The sequence below is a fragment of the Paractinoplanes lichenicola genome, from assembly GCF_016785085.1.
Lineage (GTDB): Bacteria > Actinomycetota > Actinomycetes > Mycobacteriales > Micromonosporaceae > Actinoplanes > Actinoplanes lichenicola.
Map to the genome: position 1 here is coordinate 311,152 of NZ_JAENHO010000013.1, position 17,704 is coordinate 328,855.

Annotated in this window: 16 protein-coding genes; 4 read left to right on the forward strand and 12 right to left on the reverse strand. The window is 68.9% G+C overall.

Features of this window, described 5'->3' with window-relative positions; translation table 11 throughout:
• Positions 1–101: 101 nt before the first annotated feature.
• The 5 genes from JKJ07_RS38805 to JKJ07_RS38825 are packed head-to-tail and all read right to left on the reverse strand — an operon-like array spanning position 102 to position 4,137.
• Entirely contained in the window at positions 102–776 is a 675-nt protein-coding gene (locus JKJ07_RS38805; RefSeq protein WP_202996996.1) for a DUF1345 domain-containing protein, read from the reverse strand.
• The gene (locus JKJ07_RS38810; protein WP_202996997.1) at positions 743–1,918 is read right to left on the reverse strand and encodes a zinc-dependent alcohol dehydrogenase; all 1,176 of its coding nucleotides are present in this window, start codon (positions 1,916–1,918) and stop codon (positions 743–745) included. The genes JKJ07_RS38805 and JKJ07_RS38810 overlap by 34 nt, the downstream gene beginning before the upstream one ends.
• Positions 1,915–2,403 carry an SRPBCC family protein gene (locus JKJ07_RS38815; RefSeq protein ID WP_202996998.1) on the reverse strand — a complete coding sequence of 163 codons (489 nt, stop codon included), beginning with the start codon at positions 2,401–2,403 and terminating at the stop codon, positions 1,915–1,917. Before JKJ07_RS38815 ends, JKJ07_RS38810 begins: the two co-directional genes overlap by 4 nt.
• On the reverse strand, positions 2,400–2,975 hold the full coding sequence (locus JKJ07_RS38820) for a type 1 glutamine amidotransferase domain-containing protein (protein WP_202996999.1): 576 nt from the start codon (positions 2,973–2,975) through the stop codon (positions 2,400–2,402). The genes JKJ07_RS38815 and JKJ07_RS38820 overlap by 4 nt, the downstream gene beginning before the upstream one ends.
• A gap of 1 nt (position 2,976) precedes the next feature.
• Positions 2,977–4,137, reverse strand: coding sequence for a glutathione-independent formaldehyde dehydrogenase (locus JKJ07_RS38825; protein WP_202997000.1), 1,161 nt, complete (start codon positions 4,135–4,137; stop codon positions 2,977–2,979).
• A gap of 196 nt (positions 4,138–4,333) precedes the next feature.
• On the opposite strand from JKJ07_RS38825, the gene JKJ07_RS38830 reads away from it, so the two are divergent.
• Both JKJ07_RS38830 and JKJ07_RS38835 read left to right on the forward strand, forming a co-directional pair.
• Positions 4,334–5,983 (forward strand): alpha-amylase family protein, encoded by a 1,650-nt coding sequence (locus JKJ07_RS38830; RefSeq protein WP_202997001.1) that lies wholly within the window; start codon positions 4,334–4,336, stop codon positions 5,981–5,983.
• A 129-nt stretch (positions 5,984–6,112) separates the two neighbouring features.
• Entirely contained in the window at positions 6,113–6,979 is an 867-nt protein-coding gene (locus JKJ07_RS38835; RefSeq protein ID WP_202997002.1) for a sigma-70 family RNA polymerase sigma factor, read from the forward strand.
• Here JKJ07_RS38835 and JKJ07_RS38840 read toward each other — a convergent pair.
• Positions 6,955–7,977, reverse strand: coding sequence for a LuxR C-terminal-related transcriptional regulator (locus tag JKJ07_RS38840; protein ID WP_202997003.1), 1,023 nt, complete (start codon positions 7,975–7,977; stop codon positions 6,955–6,957). The genes JKJ07_RS38835 and JKJ07_RS38840 overlap by 25 nt on opposite strands.
• 448 nt (positions 7,978–8,425) lie before the next feature.
• Here JKJ07_RS38840 and ctaD point away from each other — a divergent pair, with 448 nt between their 5' ends.
• A complete protein-coding gene (gene ctaD, locus JKJ07_RS38845) occupies positions 8,426–10,420 on the forward strand; it encodes an aa3-type cytochrome oxidase subunit I (protein WP_202997004.1) in 1,995 nt (664 codons plus the stop codon).
• 79 nt (positions 10,421–10,499) lie between these two features.
• Here ctaD and JKJ07_RS50610 read toward each other — a convergent pair whose 3' ends face one another.
• A complete protein-coding gene (locus JKJ07_RS50610) occupies positions 10,500–10,823 on the reverse strand; it encodes a glycosyltransferase (protein WP_236030607.1) in 324 nt (107 codons plus the stop codon).
• Between JKJ07_RS50610 and JKJ07_RS38850 the strand changes: the two genes are divergently transcribed.
• Complete coding sequence (locus JKJ07_RS38850; protein WP_236030608.1) at positions 10,822–11,610, forward strand: zinc-dependent alcohol dehydrogenase; 789 nt, start codon at positions 10,822–10,824, stop codon at positions 11,608–11,610. The genes JKJ07_RS50610 and JKJ07_RS38850 overlap by 2 nt on opposite strands.
• 24 nt (positions 11,611–11,634) lie before the next feature.
• Here the strand turns inward: JKJ07_RS38850 and JKJ07_RS38855 are convergent, their stop codons facing one another.
• The 5 genes from JKJ07_RS38855 to JKJ07_RS38870 form a co-directional block, all read right to left on the reverse strand.
• The gene (locus tag JKJ07_RS38855) at positions 11,635–13,317 is read right to left on the reverse strand and encodes an MFS transporter (RefSeq protein WP_236030609.1); all 1,683 of its coding nucleotides are present in this window, start codon (positions 13,315–13,317) and stop codon (positions 11,635–11,637) included.
• On the reverse strand, positions 13,293–14,315 hold the full coding sequence (locus JKJ07_RS38860; RefSeq protein WP_236030610.1) for a hypothetical protein: 1,023 nt from the start codon (positions 14,313–14,315) through the stop codon (positions 13,293–13,295). Before JKJ07_RS38860 ends, JKJ07_RS38855 begins: the two co-directional genes overlap by 25 nt.
• A gap of 854 nt (positions 14,316–15,169) precedes the next feature.
• Positions 15,170–16,111 carry a methyl-accepting chemotaxis protein gene (locus JKJ07_RS38865; RefSeq protein ID WP_307834631.1) on the reverse strand — a complete coding sequence of 314 codons (942 nt, stop codon included), beginning with the start codon at positions 16,109–16,111 and terminating at the stop codon, positions 15,170–15,172.
• Between the two features lie 67 nt (positions 16,112–16,178).
• Entirely contained in the window at positions 16,179–16,511 is a 333-nt protein-coding gene (locus JKJ07_RS52050; protein ID WP_307834632.1) for a Tar ligand binding domain-containing protein, read from the reverse strand.
• A 575-nt stretch (positions 16,512–17,086) separates the two neighbouring features.
• Positions 17,087–17,656, reverse strand: a complete 570-nt coding sequence (locus JKJ07_RS38870; RefSeq protein ID WP_202997007.1) for a CGNR zinc finger domain-containing protein — start codon at positions 17,654–17,656, stop codon at positions 17,087–17,089.
• Positions 17,657–17,704: the final 48 nt, after the last annotated feature.

The window sequence follows — 17,704 nt, forward strand, 5'->3', positions numbered from 1 at the left end:
ACCGAAACGCTTCGCGACCGCCTTGCCGAGCGCGCCGCCCGGGATGTCGTACACCACCGAGACGTACACCTATGTCCGCGCGGAGGGGGCAACTCTCTCCGTCAGGACTGCTGTCCCAAGTTCGTCACCAGGTTGATCGCCACGGCGATGATGACGGTTCCGAACAGAAAGGACAGCAGAGCATGTCCGAGGGCGACCTTGCGGATCTGTGGATCGGCGATCTGAATGTCTGATACCGCGAAGCTCATCCCCACGGTCAACGCTACATAGGCGAAATCGCTGTAAGCGGGCGGTTCCGGCTGGCCGAAGTCGATGCCGCCGTCCCCGCCTGAGTAGTACAGACGCGCGTACTTCAGAGCGAAGACCATGTTGACCAATGCCCACGACAGCACCACCACGAGGACACCGAGAATCACGATGGCCACCCCGACGGCGTCCTGGGTGCCGGACCGGACGAGGGCCTCCACGACGGTGGCCAGGCTGACCACCGCCGCGCCCAGCACCGCCGCGTCCGTGACACGGGTGCGGCCCTCCTCCTCGGCCAGCCGTTTGGTCCCGTCCGCACCGCGCCGCCAGCTGATCCGCCACACCCAGACCAGCAGACCGCCGGCCGCGACCGACCAGCCGACGAGCACTGCGATCTCGGGCAGGCCGAGCACAGCGGTCAATACCGCCGCGGCGATCCCGCCCCCGAGGCACAGCAGCAAACGGCGCCCCGAAAGGATGGTCGACCTCTGCGTCCTCACATGCTCGGCCGGAACACGGCTCGGACGCACCCGTCCTCCTTGTTCTTGAACATCTGGTAGCCCTTCGGCCCGTCGCTGAGCGGCATCACGTGGGTGGCGAGGTGCTCTGTCCTGATCTCGTCGCGGCTCATCCGCTCGAGGATCTCGGGGATGTATCGGTGCCCGTGCTGCTGGGCACCACGCAGGGTCAGCGCCTTGTTCATCACGGCGCCGAGCGGGAACTTGTCGACCAGACCGGCGAACACGCCGAGGGTGAAGACCGTCCCACCCTTACGGCAGGCGTAGATCGCCTCGCGGACCGCCGTGGGCCGGTCGGTCTGCAGCCGCATCTGCTGCTTCACCTGATCGTAGAGATACTGCGGGCCCGGAGAGTGGGCCTCCATGCCCACCGCCTCGATGCAGACGTCCGGCCCTCGTCCACCTGTCATCTCGCGCAGCTCGGCGGGCACCTCGGCCTTCTCGTAATGGAGGGTGTCCGCCCCAATGTGCGTGCGAACCTGCTGAAGCCGATTGTCGAACCGGTCGATGACGACCACCCGCTCGGCGCCCATGAGCATCGCCGCGCGAGCCGCCATCTGGCCCACGCCACCGGCACCCCACACTGCGACTACGTCGCCCGGCCGAACCTCGGCCTGGTGCGCCCCGGTCCAGCCGGTGGGGGCGGCGTCGGACGCGAACAGAGCTCGCTCGTCGGAGACGCCGTCGGGGATCGCGAAAGCCCCTTGATCGGCGTACGGAACGCGGATGAACGGGGCATGGCTGCCCGCCCAGCCGCCCAGCGCGTGGGAGTAGCCGTAGCAGCCACCGATGGACTGGCCCCACAGCGCCTCGGTGATACCCGGATTGGGATTGCCGTTGTCACACAGCGACCACAGCCCCTGCCGGCAGTACCAGCACTGCCCGCAGCTGGTGAAGGACACCACCACCACCCGGTCGCCCACCTGGTGCTTCGTCACGCCACGACCGACCTCGGCGACCCGTCCCATGAACTCGTGCCCGAGCACGTCCCCCGCACGCATGGCGGGGATGTAGCCGCCCATCAGGTGCAGGTCCGAGCCGCACGCCGCGCTCAGCCCCACCTCGAGGATGATGTCGTGATCGTTGATGATCGTCGGTTCGGCCACCTCCTCGACGCCGATCTCGTTGACCCCGCGCCAGGTCACCGCCTTCATCGCACACCACCTTTCGGCGCCGCTTTGGTCCAGCCCTCCAGAAACGCGCCACCGGGGGTCGCCGTCCGCTCCCCGTGCGGCACCGGGTCCACCGCCAGCACCTCACCCACCTCGATGAGCTGCTTGGCCCGGCGCAACGCGGACCGCAGGCCGGCCTCCGGGTCCTGGCCGCTCAGCCGGCTGAGCGCGCCGCCCGGACGCGGCCGGTCGCGCAGCCGCGCCGCCAGTTCGGTGCCCTTGCCGCCGGGGGCGGCCTGGATGCGAACCTCGATCCGGTCGCCGAACTCGGCCAGCGGCGCGGGGAGCTTCGCGGCATCCAGCTCGGACGGCTCGACGAACACGGTCACGACGAGCCACCCGGATGCCGAATGTCCGGCGGCGGCCGGATGCGCGGCGGACGGGTTGACCACTGCGCGCACGTGACGCACCACGCTGCCGGCGCCACGGGCGGCCAGGGACGCCACATTTCCGATCGACGAAGTCATGCCCGGCCTCCTGTCCCGGTCGGCTGCGGAGTTCGGGCGAACTCCCGCACGATGCGCTCGCAGAACGCCGGCAGGTCGTCGGGCGACCGGCTCGTCGTGATGTTGCCGTCGGTGACCACCTGTTCGTCGACCACCTCGGCCCCGGCGTTGCGCAAATCGGTGCGCACGCTCGGCCACGAGGTCAACCGGCGGCCGCGGGCGACGCCGGCCTCGACGAAGTTCCACGGGCCGTGGCAGATCGAGGCGACCGGTTTGCCGGACTGGACGAAGTCCCGGACGAACTGCACCGCGGCCGGTTCCATCCGCAGCTTGTCCGGGTTGACCGTCCCGCCCGGAAGAAGCAGGGCGTCGTAGTCGTCGACCGACACGGAGCCGACCAACTGGTCGACCGGGAAAGTGCCGGCGTCCTCGAGGTCGTTGTTGCGGGCCTGGATCTCGCCGCCGCGGATGGAGACAATGTCGGTGCCGGCTCCGGCTTCCCGCAGCGCCTGCCGTGGTTGCTCGAGTTCGACCCGTTCCACGCCGTCCGCGGCGAGGATGGCAACCTTGCGTCCGTTCAGTTCTCCGGCCATCTCAGGCACCCGCCCCTGCCGTCGCCGGATGCAGGACAACCTTCGTCCAGCCGTCGTCCCGCTTGTCGAAATGCTCATAAGCCTCCGGCGCCCGGTCCAGCGACAGCTCGTGGCTCACGATGAACGAGGGTTCGGCCCTGCCCCCGGCGATCAAGTCGCGCAGCTGCCGGTTGTACTTCTTGACCGGCGCTTGGCCGCTGCCGATGTGCTGGCCCTTGAACCAGAACATGCCGTAGTCGAAGGCCAGCCTGCCCTGCTTGGCCAATTCGTCGCCGGCGCCCGGATCCTGCGGCACGAAGACGCCGACATTGCCGATCTTGCCGGTGAACCGCACGGAGGCGACGAGCCGGTTCATCGTCAGGTTGGCCCGCTCCTGGCCGTCCGGCTCGTGGGCCTGGTAGCCGACGCACTCGCAACCGTTGTCGGCGCCCAGCCCCATCGTCTCGTCCAGGACGGCCTGCACCGGATCGACCTTCGAGTCGTCGATGGCGATCGCACCGATCGACTCGGCCAGGCGCAGCCGGTCGGGATGCCGATCGACGATCATGACCTTGCTCGCCCCGCGAATGGTCGCCGACAGTGCCGCCATCAGGCCGACCGGACCGGCGCCGTAGATGACCGTCTGGTCCCCGGGCTGCACACCGGCCATCTCGGTGGCGTGATAGCCGGTCGGGAAGATGTCGGCGAGCATCACGTAATCCGTCTGCCGCTGCTCGGCGTCCTCCCCCAGCCGCAGGCAGTTGAAGTCACCCCAGGGCACGCGCAGCAACTCGGCCTGTCCCCCGCCGTACGGGCCCATGTCGGCGAAGCCGTACGCGGCGCCGGCCATCTTCGGCTCCGGCTGCGCGGTCAGACAGTAGTTCGTGAGCTGGCGCTCGCAGTTCTTGCAGTGCCCGCACGCAATGTTGAACGGCAGAACGACCCAGTCCCCCACCTGAACCTTGTCGACCCCGGCGCCGGCCTCGACCACCTGACCCAGGTTCTCGTGCCCGAACCAGCGGCCGGGCTCGAAGTCGGTCCGGCCCTCGTACATGTGCAAGTCGGAACCGCAGATGTTGGCCGATGTGATCCGCACCAGCACATCGGTCGGCCGTTCGATCCGCGCATCCGGCACATCCTTGACGCTGACCTGCCGCGGCCCCTCGTAAACCACCGCCTTCATTACTCTCCCTTGTCACAGTTTTTGCGCTTCGGACCCCCCTATTACACGCGCAGCGCCGCCGGCGCGGTATTGGCAGAATTGCCAACACCCCCGGCTATTGGCAGAGCTACCAATAGACGCGGCCCACCGAAACGCAAATCCTGAAAGCGCAGCCCGGGCCGGCATCGGGCCGGTTCAAAAAGCCCGAGAGGTGACGGTGGCTGAGCGCTGGTACCGCAACGGTGTCATATACAACCTGGATGTAAGGGCTTTCCAAGACTCCAACGGCGACGGTGTCGGCGACCTGCGCGGCCTGATCAGCCGGATCGACTATCTCGGCCGGCTCGGCGTGACGACGCTCTGGTTGAGTCCCCTCCACCCCAGTCCCTGGCGCGACGGCGGGTACGACGTCAGCGATCACTACAACATCGACCCGGCCCTGGGCAGCCTCGGGGACTTCGCCGAACTCATGAACGTCGCGGACGAGCGTGGTCTGCGCATCATGCTGGATCTGGTGCTCAACCACACCAGCGACGAGCATCCCTGGTTCACCTCGGCCCGCACCGACCCGCGCTCGGCGCACCGCGACTGGTACGTCTGGTCCGACCAGGAGCCGCCCGACCGTGATGAGGGCATGGTCTTCCCCGGCATCCAGAAGACGACGTGGACCTACAGCGACCAGGCCGGCGCCTGGTACCACCACCGCTTCTACGACTTCGAGCCCGACCTCGCCATCGCCAACCCGGACGTTCGCGAGGAGCTCGTCAAGATCGTGTCGTTCTGGGAGCGGCTCGGGGTGAGCGGTTTCCGGATCGACGCCGCACCGTTCATGATCGAATGTACTGAGCCCGGCGGAGACCCGGAGCACCGCGACTTCTCGGTCCTCACCGAACTGCGGGAGCGGGTGTCGTGGCGCCGGGGCGACGTAGTCTTCCTGGCCGAGGCCAACGTACCCAACGAGGACCTCGTCCAGTTCTTCGGCGACGCGGACGGCGCCGCGAACCGGCTGCAGATGCTCTTCGCGTTCCGGCTCAACGAGGCGCTCATGCTGTCTCTGGCCCGGCAGGATTCCACCGCGGTGGCCCGGGCGCTGGCTGCGCTGCCTCGGCTGCCCCGCCACGGGCAGTGGGCGACGTTCCTCCGTAACCATGACGAAGTCGACCTGTCGCACCTGCCGGAGTCCGAACGGGAAACGGTCTTCGCCGCCTTCGGCCCGGAACGCCGCCACCAGTTGTACGGACGGGGCATCCGGCGCCGGCTGGCCACGATGCTCGGCGGCAGCCGGCGCCGGCTGCGGATGGCCTACAGCCTTCAGTTCACCATGCCCGGCACCCCGGTGCTGCGCTACGGCGACGAGATCGGCATGGGCGAGGACCTGCGGCTGCCGGAACGCGACGCGATCCGGACACCGATGCAGTGGTCGGCCACCGCCAATGCCGGCTTCAGCACGGCAGCGGCCCAGGACCTGGTCCGCCCGGTGATCGGCGAGGGCCCGCACTCGTACGAGGAGGTCAACGTGACCGACCAGCGCCGGGTCCCGGACTCGTTGCTGATGTGGTTCGAGCGGATGCTGCACACCCGGCACGAATGTGGCGAGATCGGCGTCGGCGATCACCAGGTCCTGCACGTCCAGCCGGCACACGTCTTCGCCCACCGGGCCGATGCCCCTGGTGGTTCGATCGTGTTCCTGCACAACTTGAGTGACCGTCCGACCCGGATCAGCCTGCCCGTGCGACCGGCCGGCGACAGCCCGCCGGTCGAGGTGTTCAGCGATCGCGAATACCCCGGCCTCGACCTGTGCGATCTCGAGCTGGACGGCTTCGGCTACCGCTGGATCCGGCTTCGGCGGTCGCACCTGCGCCGCTGAGCTGTCCGGGGCGCCGGCTCGTCGCGGCCTCGATATTGGCAATCATGCCGATCGACGCCGACCTGAGGAACGGCGATTCTCACAAGGAGCGTTCCGCATCATTCGGCCGAGCGGCAAAGGGGAACCGGGGTGCACGGCGAAGACCGCGAAATCACCTTTTCAGAAGTAACCGACCTGGACACCGAGGCATTGGCGTACGCCGTCGCGCAGGCACATGGCGACACGGCACAGAGGCACGTTCTGCGGGACGATTTCATCCGCGCCCTGATTCCCTTCGCGGACCGGCTGGCGTCGCGTTATCGAACACGAATCGAATACTCCGACGACATTCGTCAGGTGGCCCGGCTCGGCCTGGTCAAGACGGTTGACCGGTACGACCCCCAGCGGGGCTCCTTTACTGCCTTCGCGGTCATCACCATCACTGGCGAAATGAAGCGGCACACCCGGGACAACGCGTGGAGAGCACGGGTGCACCGGGGCCTGCAGGAACTGTCCATGGAGGTCGACCGCGCCACCACCGAACTCACCCAGACGCTGGCCCGAACGCCGACCGTCCGGGAGGTCGCCTGCCGCCTGGGGGTAAGCGAGGAAGACGTACGAAGCGCCCGATTGTGCAAGACCGCGCGCCATCCGGTGTCGCTGAGCATGCCGGTCGGCCAGGACGGCCACACGGAACTCGGCGACCTGGTCGGCGTGCCGGACGAAACGCTGGAGGCCGTCGCGGACCGGGTCGCCGTCGTGGAGTTGATGCGTCACCTCCCTCCGGACGTCCGCCGCATGATCATCATGCGGTTCTACGGCAACCTGACGCAGACCCAGATCGGCACCGTGCTGGGGATCTCGCAGATGCATGTGTCCCGGCTGATCCGCCGTGGACTGGCCTGGCTCCGGGCCGCGATGCTCGGCGACACGTTGCCGCTGTGGAATCAGGTCGACCAGTACACCACTGCCAGCCACCGGCATCGCGAGAGTCAAGCGTCGGCTCCGGCCAGTTGAGACGGGAAGTACAGAGCTTGGTCCAGCGACCGGACGGCGGCCGCGGTGCGGGTCGGCGCGCCGAGCTTGGACCGGATGTGCTCCAGGTGGGCCGCCACGGTGCGCTCGGTGATGAACAACGTGGCGGCGATCTGCCGATTGGTCGCGCCGTCGATCACCAGCCCCAGCACTTCGAGCTCACGCCGGGTCAGACCGTGCAGATCGCCCGCCGGCGACAGGATCACCAGTTCGGCGTACGGCGAGTACGGATCGGGCGGGCAGGCGATCGCTGTGACGCGGACGCAGTCGTCAGCCCCCTGCCCCGGGTACGGGCACAGGAAGGAGGTGGGGCTGCTGTGGGTCTTCAGGCGGTCCGAGGCGATGGCGACCACCTGACCACCGGAGGACAGCAGCGGATGCGCCGGCGAGCCGGGCAACGGATGAACCGCGCGGTCCGGGCCGACCACTGCCGAGGCGCGGGCGTCGTCGACCAGGCCGGCCAGCCCGATGATCGAGGTCATCGGATCGACCGCCGCCGTGATCATCGGCGCGATCTCACCGATCAGCCGGCAGTCGGGGTCGCCGGGGTCGCCGGTCTCGTCGGTGACGAGAACGAGCAGCCCGATCGGTCGTCCGTCCGGGGCGGTCAGCGGCATTCCGAGACCGTAGTGCTCCCCGGCCGGCCACCAGAGCTGATCCAGGGATGCGTAGGCGGACGGCAGGTCGCCGCTCCGCAGCCGCACCGGTTGGCCACGCCGCAGCACGCCGGACGACTCGACGTCCGAGCAGTATCCCCGCGACTCGATGTGGGTACGCGTCACGCCCTCATGGCCGAGCGCGGCAGCGGTCAAGTAGTGTCCGCCGCCGCCGTCCAGCACGCCCAGCCACGCCCCGGAGAACGGCATGATCTCGCGCAGCGGGTCCCACAGGCTCACCAGCTGACTAGGCGGGCCACCCGCACAGGTGATCCGGTTGATCTCTGCGGCGAAGGCCACCGCATTCGCCATGAGCTCCGACATCGCTCTCCTTCCGTCCCTGGCCGGCGTTCCGTCAAGACCGCTGACGGTGGTATCGCCGGGCATCTCTGAACCACTTGCCGGGTAACAACAATCTGTTTACGTACCGTTATGCACAGCGCGCTGGTGGTCGGTGGGTTCCAGGGAAGATCCGCAGTATGCGCATGCGAGTCCGTCTTAACGTGCAGATTATGCGAAAAATACTTCCCACCCGAGTCACTATCGGTGAGAACTGACAGAGCAGGTAAGACGGCCTTCACTCTCAGTGACCGACACTGGCGACTCTCTTCCCTCCTGCTGAGCGCGACTTCACCAGACCGCCCGAAAGCTACTTCCGGCCGAGCCGGCCGCCTGGACGCTCCTCTGTCCACAAAAGACACCCCCGTCGGCGTTTGAGGCCGCGGAGCCGGGGTAGGCCGCGCCGACTCGTAGGCGACTAAGTGGAGGACCGATGGTCGATCGAGCAGTTCAGACGCCGGAGGAGCGGCTTGAGCCGGTAGTCATCCGGACCGGTAGCTCACCCGGCTACCCTGGACCGGTACGACGGCAGGTCCGCGGCAGCGCGCTGGCCAGGCTGCTGAGGACCACCGACGCGAAGCAGATCGGCCTGATGTACTTCGTGACGTCGTTCGGGTTCTTCCTGATCGGCGGGGTGATGGCGCTGCTGATCCGCGGCGAGCTGGGCCGGCCGGGCCTGCAGTTCCTCTCCCCCGAGCAGTACAACCAGATGTTCACGATGCACGGCACGATCATGTTGCTGCTGTTCGCGACCCCGATCGTGTTCGCCTTCGCCAACTACATGATCCCGCTGCAGATCGGCGCGCCCGACGTGGCGTTCCCGCGCCTCAATGCGTTCGCTTATTGGCTGTACCTGCTCGGCGGCATCGTCGTGGTAGCCGGCTTCCTCACCCCCGGCGGCGCGCCGGACTACGGCTGGACCGCTTACCCGCCGCTGAGCGATTACGCCCACAGCCCCGGCCCGGGCGGCGACATGTGGATCATCGGACTGGTGCTCACCGGGCTGGGCACCATTCTCGGCTCGGTCAACATGATCACGACGATCATCACGCTGCGAGCGCCGGGCATGACTATGTTCCGGATGCCGATCTTCACCTGGAACATTCTGATCACCGCGCTGATGGCGATCGTCGTCTTCCCTCTGCTCGCCGCTCTCCTGCTTTCCCTGTACGCCGACCGGAAGCTGGGCGCGCACGTCTTCGACGCCTCGCACGGCGGGCCGGTGCTCTATCAGCACCTGTTCTGGTTCTTCGGCCACCCCGAGGTCTACATCGTCGCGCTGCCGTTCTTCGGCATCATCACCGAGGTCATCCCCGTCTTCAGCCGCAAGCCGCTCTTCGGCTACAAGGGAATGGTCTTCGCGACGGTCTTCATCTTCGCGTATTCCATGGTGGTGTGGGCGCACCACATGTTCGCCACCGGGCAGGTGCTCAATCAGTTCTTCTCCGCGACGACGTTCCTGATCGCCGTGCCGACCGGGGTCAAGTTCTTCAACTGGATCGGCACGATGTGGAAGGGCCAGGTGTCGCTGGAGACGCCGATGCTGTTCTCGATCGGCTTCCTGGTCACCTTCCTGCTCGGCGGGCTCACCGGAATCCTGCTGGCCAGCCCGCCGATCGACTACCACGTGCACGACACCTACTTCGTCGTCGCCCACTTCCACTACGTACTGTTCGGCACGATCGTCTTCGCTGTCTTCGCCGGCGTCTACTTCTGGTTCCCCAAGATGACCGGGCGGATGCTCGACGAACGACTCGGCAAAGCGCACTTCTGGACGATGTTCATCGGCTTCCACGCCACTTTCCTGGTGCAGCACTGGCTCGGCGCCGAGGGCATGCCGCGCCGCTACGCCGACTACCTGCCCACCGACGAGTTCACCATCCTCAACACGGTCTCCACCATCGGCTCCTTCGTGCTCGGGGTGTCCACCCTGTTCTTCCTCTACAACGTGTGGAAGTGCTATCGCATCGGCCGGGTCGTCGACGTGGACGACCCGTGGGGCTACGGCAACTCGCTCGAGTGGGCGACCAGCTGCCCGCCACCCCTGCGCAACTTCGACCGCATGCCGCGCATCCGGTCCGAACGTCCCGCGTTCGACGTGAAGTACGGCACCGCCGTGGCCGACCTCGGGCGGGACGTCCGGCAAGGGGACGCCCGAACGCCGCAGAGCCTCGAGGACTCCCAGCGACCAGGGCCGGCCAAAGGGTCCTCCGATGTCGCCACGCCGGGCGGGGCGACCGGTTCCGAAGCGGCCGAGCAGCACCAACCACCACCCGGCGCGGGCGCTCGTGGGGTCCGGATCCCTGAACCCGAAGCGATCCGCTCCGAGGACAGCACACCGCCGGAGCCCGGGCAGGCCGTCTGGGACGCCGACACCGGAGACCGGGACACCAACCGGCGCCATCGAACCGGCGGCGACGACGCGTGACCCGCGCCGGCCGACGCTCCGGATGCGCCGGCACTCGCCGGGAGGACTGAGCGGCCGAACACCGTACGGGAAAGGGTTTTCAGGCGATCAAGCGTTCGTAGATCTTCAAGTACTGGGCCGCCATCACCGCGGGTGTGAAGCGACGAGCTGCTTGCTCCTGGCACTCACGCTCGTCGAGGACACCCACGGCCTCGACCAGATCGCCCAGCTCGTCCTCCGCCGTGGTGAGCAGTCCCGTGCGGCCGTGCTCGACCAGTTCCGGCAGGCAGCCGCGGCCGATGCCGACCACCGGTGTGCCCAGCGCCAGCGATTCGACCACTGCCGTACCGCCGGGCTCGTTCCAGCGCAACGGGAACAGTGCCACCCGGGCCCCGGCCACCAGCTCGTCGCGGGCCTTGCCCATGACCGAACCGACCCAGCGCACCCGGGTGCCGTCCACGGCGATCCGCTGCGCGACCGGGTCGTCCCGCTGCCACCCGCTCGACCCGCTGCTGGGCATCTATGTGGCCCACATGGGACCGATCTGCGCCAACGGGCTGCTGCACGCGGCGGCCGACCTGCACGGCACAGCCGTTCGCAGCCTGGCGGACGGGGTCGCCGGTCGCCGCGTCGTCGTGACCGGCGCCGGTGTGGTCGGGCTCCTGACGGCGCTGTTCGCTCGCCGGCACGGGGCCGCGTCGGTCGTGGTGATCGATCCGACACCGGCTCGACGGGAGGTCGCCGTATCGCTGGGGCTCGAGGCGCTCGATCCGGCCGCCGGCGACCCCGCCGTGACTCTGAAGACGGCCTGGCGGCACACCGCGGATGACCGAGGGGCCGACGTGGTTTTCCAGTGCCGGGGACAGGCCGCGTCGCTGCATCTGGCTCTCCGGCTGCTGCGGCCCCAGGGCACCGTCATCGACCTCGCGTTCTATCAGGGTGGAGCGGACGAGCTGCGGCTGGGGGCGGAGTTCCACCACAACGGGCTGTCCGTGCGCTGCGCCCAGATCGGCCGGGTGCCGCGCGGCCTGGCGCCGTTCTGGGACCGCGAACGCCTGTCAGCGGAGACGATCGAGCTCCTGAGCGACTACGGCCCGGCTGTCCGCGAGCACCTGGTGACCGCGGTCGTGCCGTTCGACGAGGGCCCGGGGTTGCTCCTCGACCTGGCCACGCGCAAGCGGCAGGAGCTGCAGGCGGTGCTGCAGTTCTGACTGCCACCCCACCGGACCGCGGCGTCACACTCGATGATCCGGTGACGGTCGCAGTGCGCCCGCCCAGATCAGGTGCCGGACCACCGGGTCGGCGCCGTCCTCGGTAAGCGCCCGGGCTGCCGCCTCCAGCTCCCGATCCCATACGGTGCCGCGTTCGAAGTGCTGACGCAGATGCTCGTGCCAGGTCGCCACGGTGAACGTCTCGACGTACAGGGAGGGGTCGGACACGTCCCGGAACAGACCCCACAAGGTGGCACCGGTTCGTTTCCGCGAGCGGCTCACGTGAAGCATGGCGTCGACGAACGCCTCGGCGTTCGGCTGGGGGACCCGCCACTGCACCTCGACCAGCACGGGACCGGCCCCGGATTGGGAGTCCGGGCCGCCGGCCGGTTCGGGCCAGAACGGCATCCGGCTCAGGTCGAGTGACGTCCGCGGCAGGCGAAATCTCCGGACGGTCAGCGCGGCCGTCAGCAGCAGAGCGCAGCCGGGCACGATGAACGCCGCCCGTAACCCGGACAGACCCGCGATCATCCCCCAGCCGATCGCGCCCAGCGTCTGCCCGCCCATGAAGACGAGCTGAAAGTAGGCCAGGGCCCGAGCCCGCGTCCAAGCAGGCAGCAGCGCCTGCGCGGTGGCGTTGAGGGTGGACTGCACCCCGATCCATGCCGCGCCGGCTACCACCAGCGCCGGCAGCACCAAGGCGACCCGCGGCCCGGCGCCGATCACCACCACGGCCCCGCCGTAAGCCACCGTCGACGCGCTCACCACCGCGTTCGCGCCGATCGCCGCGCGCAGGCGGCCGATCGCGAAGGCTCCGGCGACCGCCCCGATGCCGACGGCGGCCAGCAGCACGCCGTACCCGTCGGCGCCGAGCCGCAGCGGCCCGCGGGCGACAGCCGGCAGCAACGCCCACAGGCAACTCGCGAAGATCATGAACAGCGCGGACCGCATGAGAACGGTCGCGAATCGCGGAGCGTTCAGGATGTAGCGCGCGCCGGCCCGGGTTGCCGCGGCCACATGCTCGGCGCCCAGGGGCCGGTGGTCGGGCGGCCGCCGCCACCGGTACAGCACCGCCAGTACGCCGAGGAACGACAGCGTGTTGAAGGCGAAGGTGGAAGCCGGGCCGGTGGCGGCGATCAGCAGGCCGCCCACCGCGGGGCCGACCGCCCGCGCCACGTTGACATTCACCCCGTTGAGCACCGCCGCCTGCGGTACCTCGCCCCGGCTGACCAGCTCGGGCTGGATCGCCTGGAACGAGGGCACCGACAGCGCCTGACCCACGCCGGTGACGGCGATCCACCCGAGCAAAAGGGCCGGCGTCGTCCGGTCGAAGGCGGTCGTGAGGGTGATCCCGGCAGCCCCGGCGCACATCAGCGCCTGTCCGGTCAGCAGCAACCGCCGCCGGTCCAGGATGTCGCCCAACGCGCCGGCCGGCACGACGAGCAGGAACACCGGCAGCGTGGTGGCGGCCTGGATGAGCGCGACCGCCAGCGCGCCGCCGCCGAGGTCGCCCATCAGCCACTGCGCGCCGACAGTCTGCATCCAGGTGCCGGTATTGGCTACGAACTGGGCGAGCCAGAGGGCACGAAAGACCGGGCGGCGCAACGGCGCCCACCCGGAGGGCGGCGTCGCAGGTTCGACCTCGGCTGGGGACACGCGATGCTCATCTCCCCCCGCCGGAGCTATCCATCCCTCTCGTCCAGCCATCCGTCGGGTTCGGGATGGTAGCCGTAAGCGGCGGCCCGCACCGTGTCCTCGTCCTCCAGGCCGGAGCCGATCGCGCCGCCGACGGTCGCCAGCGAGCTGATGATCCAGGCGAGCGTCAGGTAGTCGGCGACACCGACCGGCCGCTGAAGGTTCTCTTCCAGCACCGATGTGTCGATCAGCAACGCTGCCGCAAGTGCCGTCCCGGTGAACAGCACAACATAGGACACCGCCGTGGCCAGGGCGAGGGTCAGCACAGTGCCCAGGTTGAACAGCCGGGCCAGCTCGGCCGGTGTCTGCTGATCCGGCTTCTCCCACAGATCGTGCGCGACGATCAGCCAGGCCACCAGCGCCGTCAACCCGAGCAGCATGATCACAGTAAGACGCAACCCGCCGAGCGCATCGCCCATCTGCCAGATGGTGCTCGTGGCGAGCGCGAACGCGGCCGTGCCGAACGCGCCGACCAGCAACTTCGACAGACCCACCAGGGCCCGCCCCGGACGGTTGGCCCGGATCATCCCGGTCAGCAGCCGCGCCCGCCCGACCAGTCGTGAGGCCACGTAGCCCCACTCCCCGGCTTCGCTCTCGCCGGTCATCCGGCGGACGGAGGCGACCCGGGCGGCCATCTCAGCCGGCGCCCAGCCGGCCGGCGAGACCCGCTCGTCGCCCATGTCGGTGAGCAGCCGGCTCACCAGATCGGGAACGACCCGGCGGACCGCGTGCAGCTGACGCAGTCCCAGCGCGGGCAACGACACCAGCGCGACTTGTCGCCGGGCGGAGGTCTGGACGACCAGGGGCACCCGATCGGTGTGCAACGGCAGGTCCGTCAGGCAGATCGCGACGTCCCACCGCTCGTCGGCGCGCCGCTTGGCAACACCGTCGAGCAGCGCCTCGACGCCACCGTCGCGCCGGGGCGCCACCTCGCCCCAGCCCGTCCGCACAGTCCAGCGCACGTTCGCGTCGACCTGTTCGGCCAGCTGATCGGCCAACTCGCGCGTCAACCGCGCGACGACGCGCGCCGGGTGATCCGGCGGAGTCGCCACCAATCCGACGACGATCTCCGGACGGTGCTGTCCATTGCGAGCCATCGGGGCCGGGGCCTACGCCGGTCGTCCGCTCAGGGCCACGGTCCAGCAGCATTTGTCGAGAGAGTCCACCATCGACATCGCCTCGCTTCTCCTCATCATGGGTCAGCGCTTCGCCGGTCCGGCCACGATCTGTGGGGCAGGCGCACCGCCGCCGCCGCGCGGAATCACCGAGCCGCGCGCTCCCCTCCCCCGCCATCGGATCACCATCGCCCGGCGGTGTCGATTGGCAGATCTGCCGATTCCTCCGGTGGCGACAGTGGCCGAAGCCGGGACCGCCGCCGCCGGAGCCGGACGCGGCTTGGCCGCACCGGCCACCGCCGACCGGCGACACCAACCCCGACACGGGAGCGGTGCGGCTGCGAAGTGAGTGACCTCTTGCGCTGCACCCCGGAGCAAGCCCGGCTGCGCGTCCAGGCCGTGCTCAGCGCCATCGAGGCGCAAGATCAGGCCGTACTCGGCACGTTGTCTATCCCGGAGGACCTGACGGAGCTGACCCGGCCGCCACGACCGGGCGGCGGCCTCGTCGGTCCGAGCGGGCACACCGCCTTGCTCGACGACGAGGAAGTGCGTACGGCGCTGCGGCGGCTGCCGGATTGGAGCGGCGATGTGAAGGCCCTGGCCCGCGCTCTCGTGTTGCCACCCGATCAGCTGGAGCGGGTGCCTCGCTTGGAGTCACGGTCCCGCGGCGTGCCGGTCACGGGGCTGGACCCGACGACCTCCGTACAGGGCCCTGGTGGTGACGCGCGACTGCGTCACCTGGGCCTTGCTCATAGGCGGAAGGTGGCGACCAGTCCGCTCAGCTCGGTGGACATCCGTGCGAGTTCCGCGGTTGCCTGCTGCGTCTGTGCCACGCCTTCGCTAGTCATCCGGGCGGCCTCGGCGACGCCGGTGATGTTGTGCGCGATCTCGGCGGTGCCGCCGGCGGCCTCGGCGACGCTGCGGTTCATCTCGGCCGTCGTGGCAGTCTGCTGTTCCACCGCCGATGCGATGGTGGTCTGGAACTGGCTGATGCGTTCGATGACGATGGAGATCTCCTCGATAGCGGCCACGGCACCGCTGGTGTCGGCCTGGATCGCCTCGACCCGCCGGGAGATGTCGTCGGTGGCTCGGGCCGTCTCCTGTGCCAGGTCTTTGACCTCGCTGGCGACGACGGCGAACCCCTTGCCGGCCTCGGCGGCGTTCTGAGAGATATCCCGGATCGACGCCCCCATTTGTTCGCTGCCGGACGAGACGGTGTCCACGCTGCGCGATACCTCCTCGGCCGCGGCGGAGACGGTTTGCGCCTGCATCGAGGCCCGCTCAGCCGACGTCGCGATGGTTGCCGTGGTGCTGTTCATCTGCTCGGAGGCACCAGCCAAGGAGGCAGCGGATCCCTCGATGGTGGTGATCGTCCTCCGTAACCGAGCCATCGCCGCGTCCAGCGCCTGCCCCATCCGGCCGGGCTCGTCACGCGTCTCGAGGCCGGTATGACGGGTGAGGTCTCCGTCGGCGAGCCCGTCGCACACATACGTGACAGTGGTCAACGACTGCACGATCTTGCGAGCCACCCAGAAGCCCAGTCCGAGGGCGAGCAGCAGCCCGACGACCATCGTGAGGATCGTCGTAGTGCGGCTCGACTCGTAGCTCGATCTCGCTGCGGAGGCGTTCTTGGCCGCGTCGGCGGTCTCGACCCGTTTCATGGTGGCCAGGTTTTCGTTGATCTTCTGCACGAGCGGAAGCGCCTCGTTGTCGCGGATCGACGTCCACTCGGCGAACCTCTGCCGGCCCCTAGGGGGATCATCTTTCGTTCACCACGGCGACATATGCCTCCCAGTTGGCTTGCAGATCGTCGATCAGCTGTGGTTCGGGCGCCGGCATACTCGCCCGATACACGGTCATCGCGGCGGCCACGGCCTGCAGGTCGGCGGCGACGGCATCGGTGAACTTCTCGGTGTCGGCGTCCGCGACGGATAGCACCTGGTTCGCCAGGTCCACCCGGGCCTGGATCGCGGCGGCTCTCAGCTGCCCCAACGCCTCGACGCTGGCGAGGTTGGAGCGGTAGATCAATTGCGCCGAGTGGCTGGCCGCGTTCAGCGCGGCCAGCCCGACGATGCCGACGAGCAGCGCCACCAGAGCCGCCGCCGTGACCGCTGTGAGCACCTTGACTCTGACGCTGAGATCGGCGAAGAAGGTCCTACGACGCGATGCACCCATACTGTCCCCTCCGCAGGGAAATCGGTGTCCCGGCCGCGATACCGGTCCGTTCGCTCACACATCGGGCGAGCCCCCGGACGGAACCGGCACGCCGGCCGCGAGCCACCAGGACCAGATCCGCGTGTGCCTCACGACCGGTAATCGGCGCGAACACAACGGCGCCTGAGCCCTGATGAAGAACCGGTTCGGCATACGAAAAAGCTCATTGCGGGAAGCGGATCGGGCCTTCGGAATCCGGACACCCGGCTACGCCTCCCGGCCGCCCGGGTACGCCGCGCCTCGCGTACCCGGGCTCGAACTTCTTGGGTCAGAGGCGGCGGAGGGCCAGCGGGATGATGTTGAGCAGCAGCCCCGCGGCAGCACGCCGGTCACCAGGCCCACCCCGGGGTGGAAGCCGCTGAAGCGGCCGGCCGGCCCTGCGGAGCGTTCTGTCCGAGCACCTGGACTCCGCCCCGGACGACGCCGGCCCGGTCTGACGGGCCGGCGAGGTTTCACCCGTCCTGGCCGGGCGTCCGGCGACGGTCGCGCCAGGCCTCCTGCTTGGCCCGGTTGCCGCACAGCCGCATGGAACACCACTTCCCGGTGCCGGCGCGGGAGGTGTCGTAAAAGGCCCAGCGGCACGAGTCCCGGGCGCAGATCTTGAGCCTCGGCCAGGTGCCCGCGGTCATCGAGTCGACCACCCGGAGAACGATTTCGCCGAGCGCCCCGTCGACACCCTGTGCCCCAGCTGTCGCGCGCCAGCCGCCCTCTGGCGTGAAGGAGATCGAGACGGCCGCCCGGCGGGCGAAGTCGTCCAGGACGGTCGTCACCGCGAACGGCAGAGCGGACCCGTCGTGGTGGCCGAGGGCCGCCGTTCGCAAGGCTTCCCGAAGTTCGTGCGCCCGGCGGAGCTCGTCGTCGCCGGGCGGTAGGCCCAGTTCCAGGCCGGCCGAACTCAACCAGCTCGACAGCCCCTCGGCGTCGCCGATGGCATCGATGCCGTCTTCGACGTCCAGGGTGTTGACGAACCGACGGACCAGCTCCAGCCGGTCCGGGGCCGCCATCGAGACACCGGTTGACACGTCGCCATCATAACCAACTTGCCCCCTTGAGCGGTTAGCCATAACCTC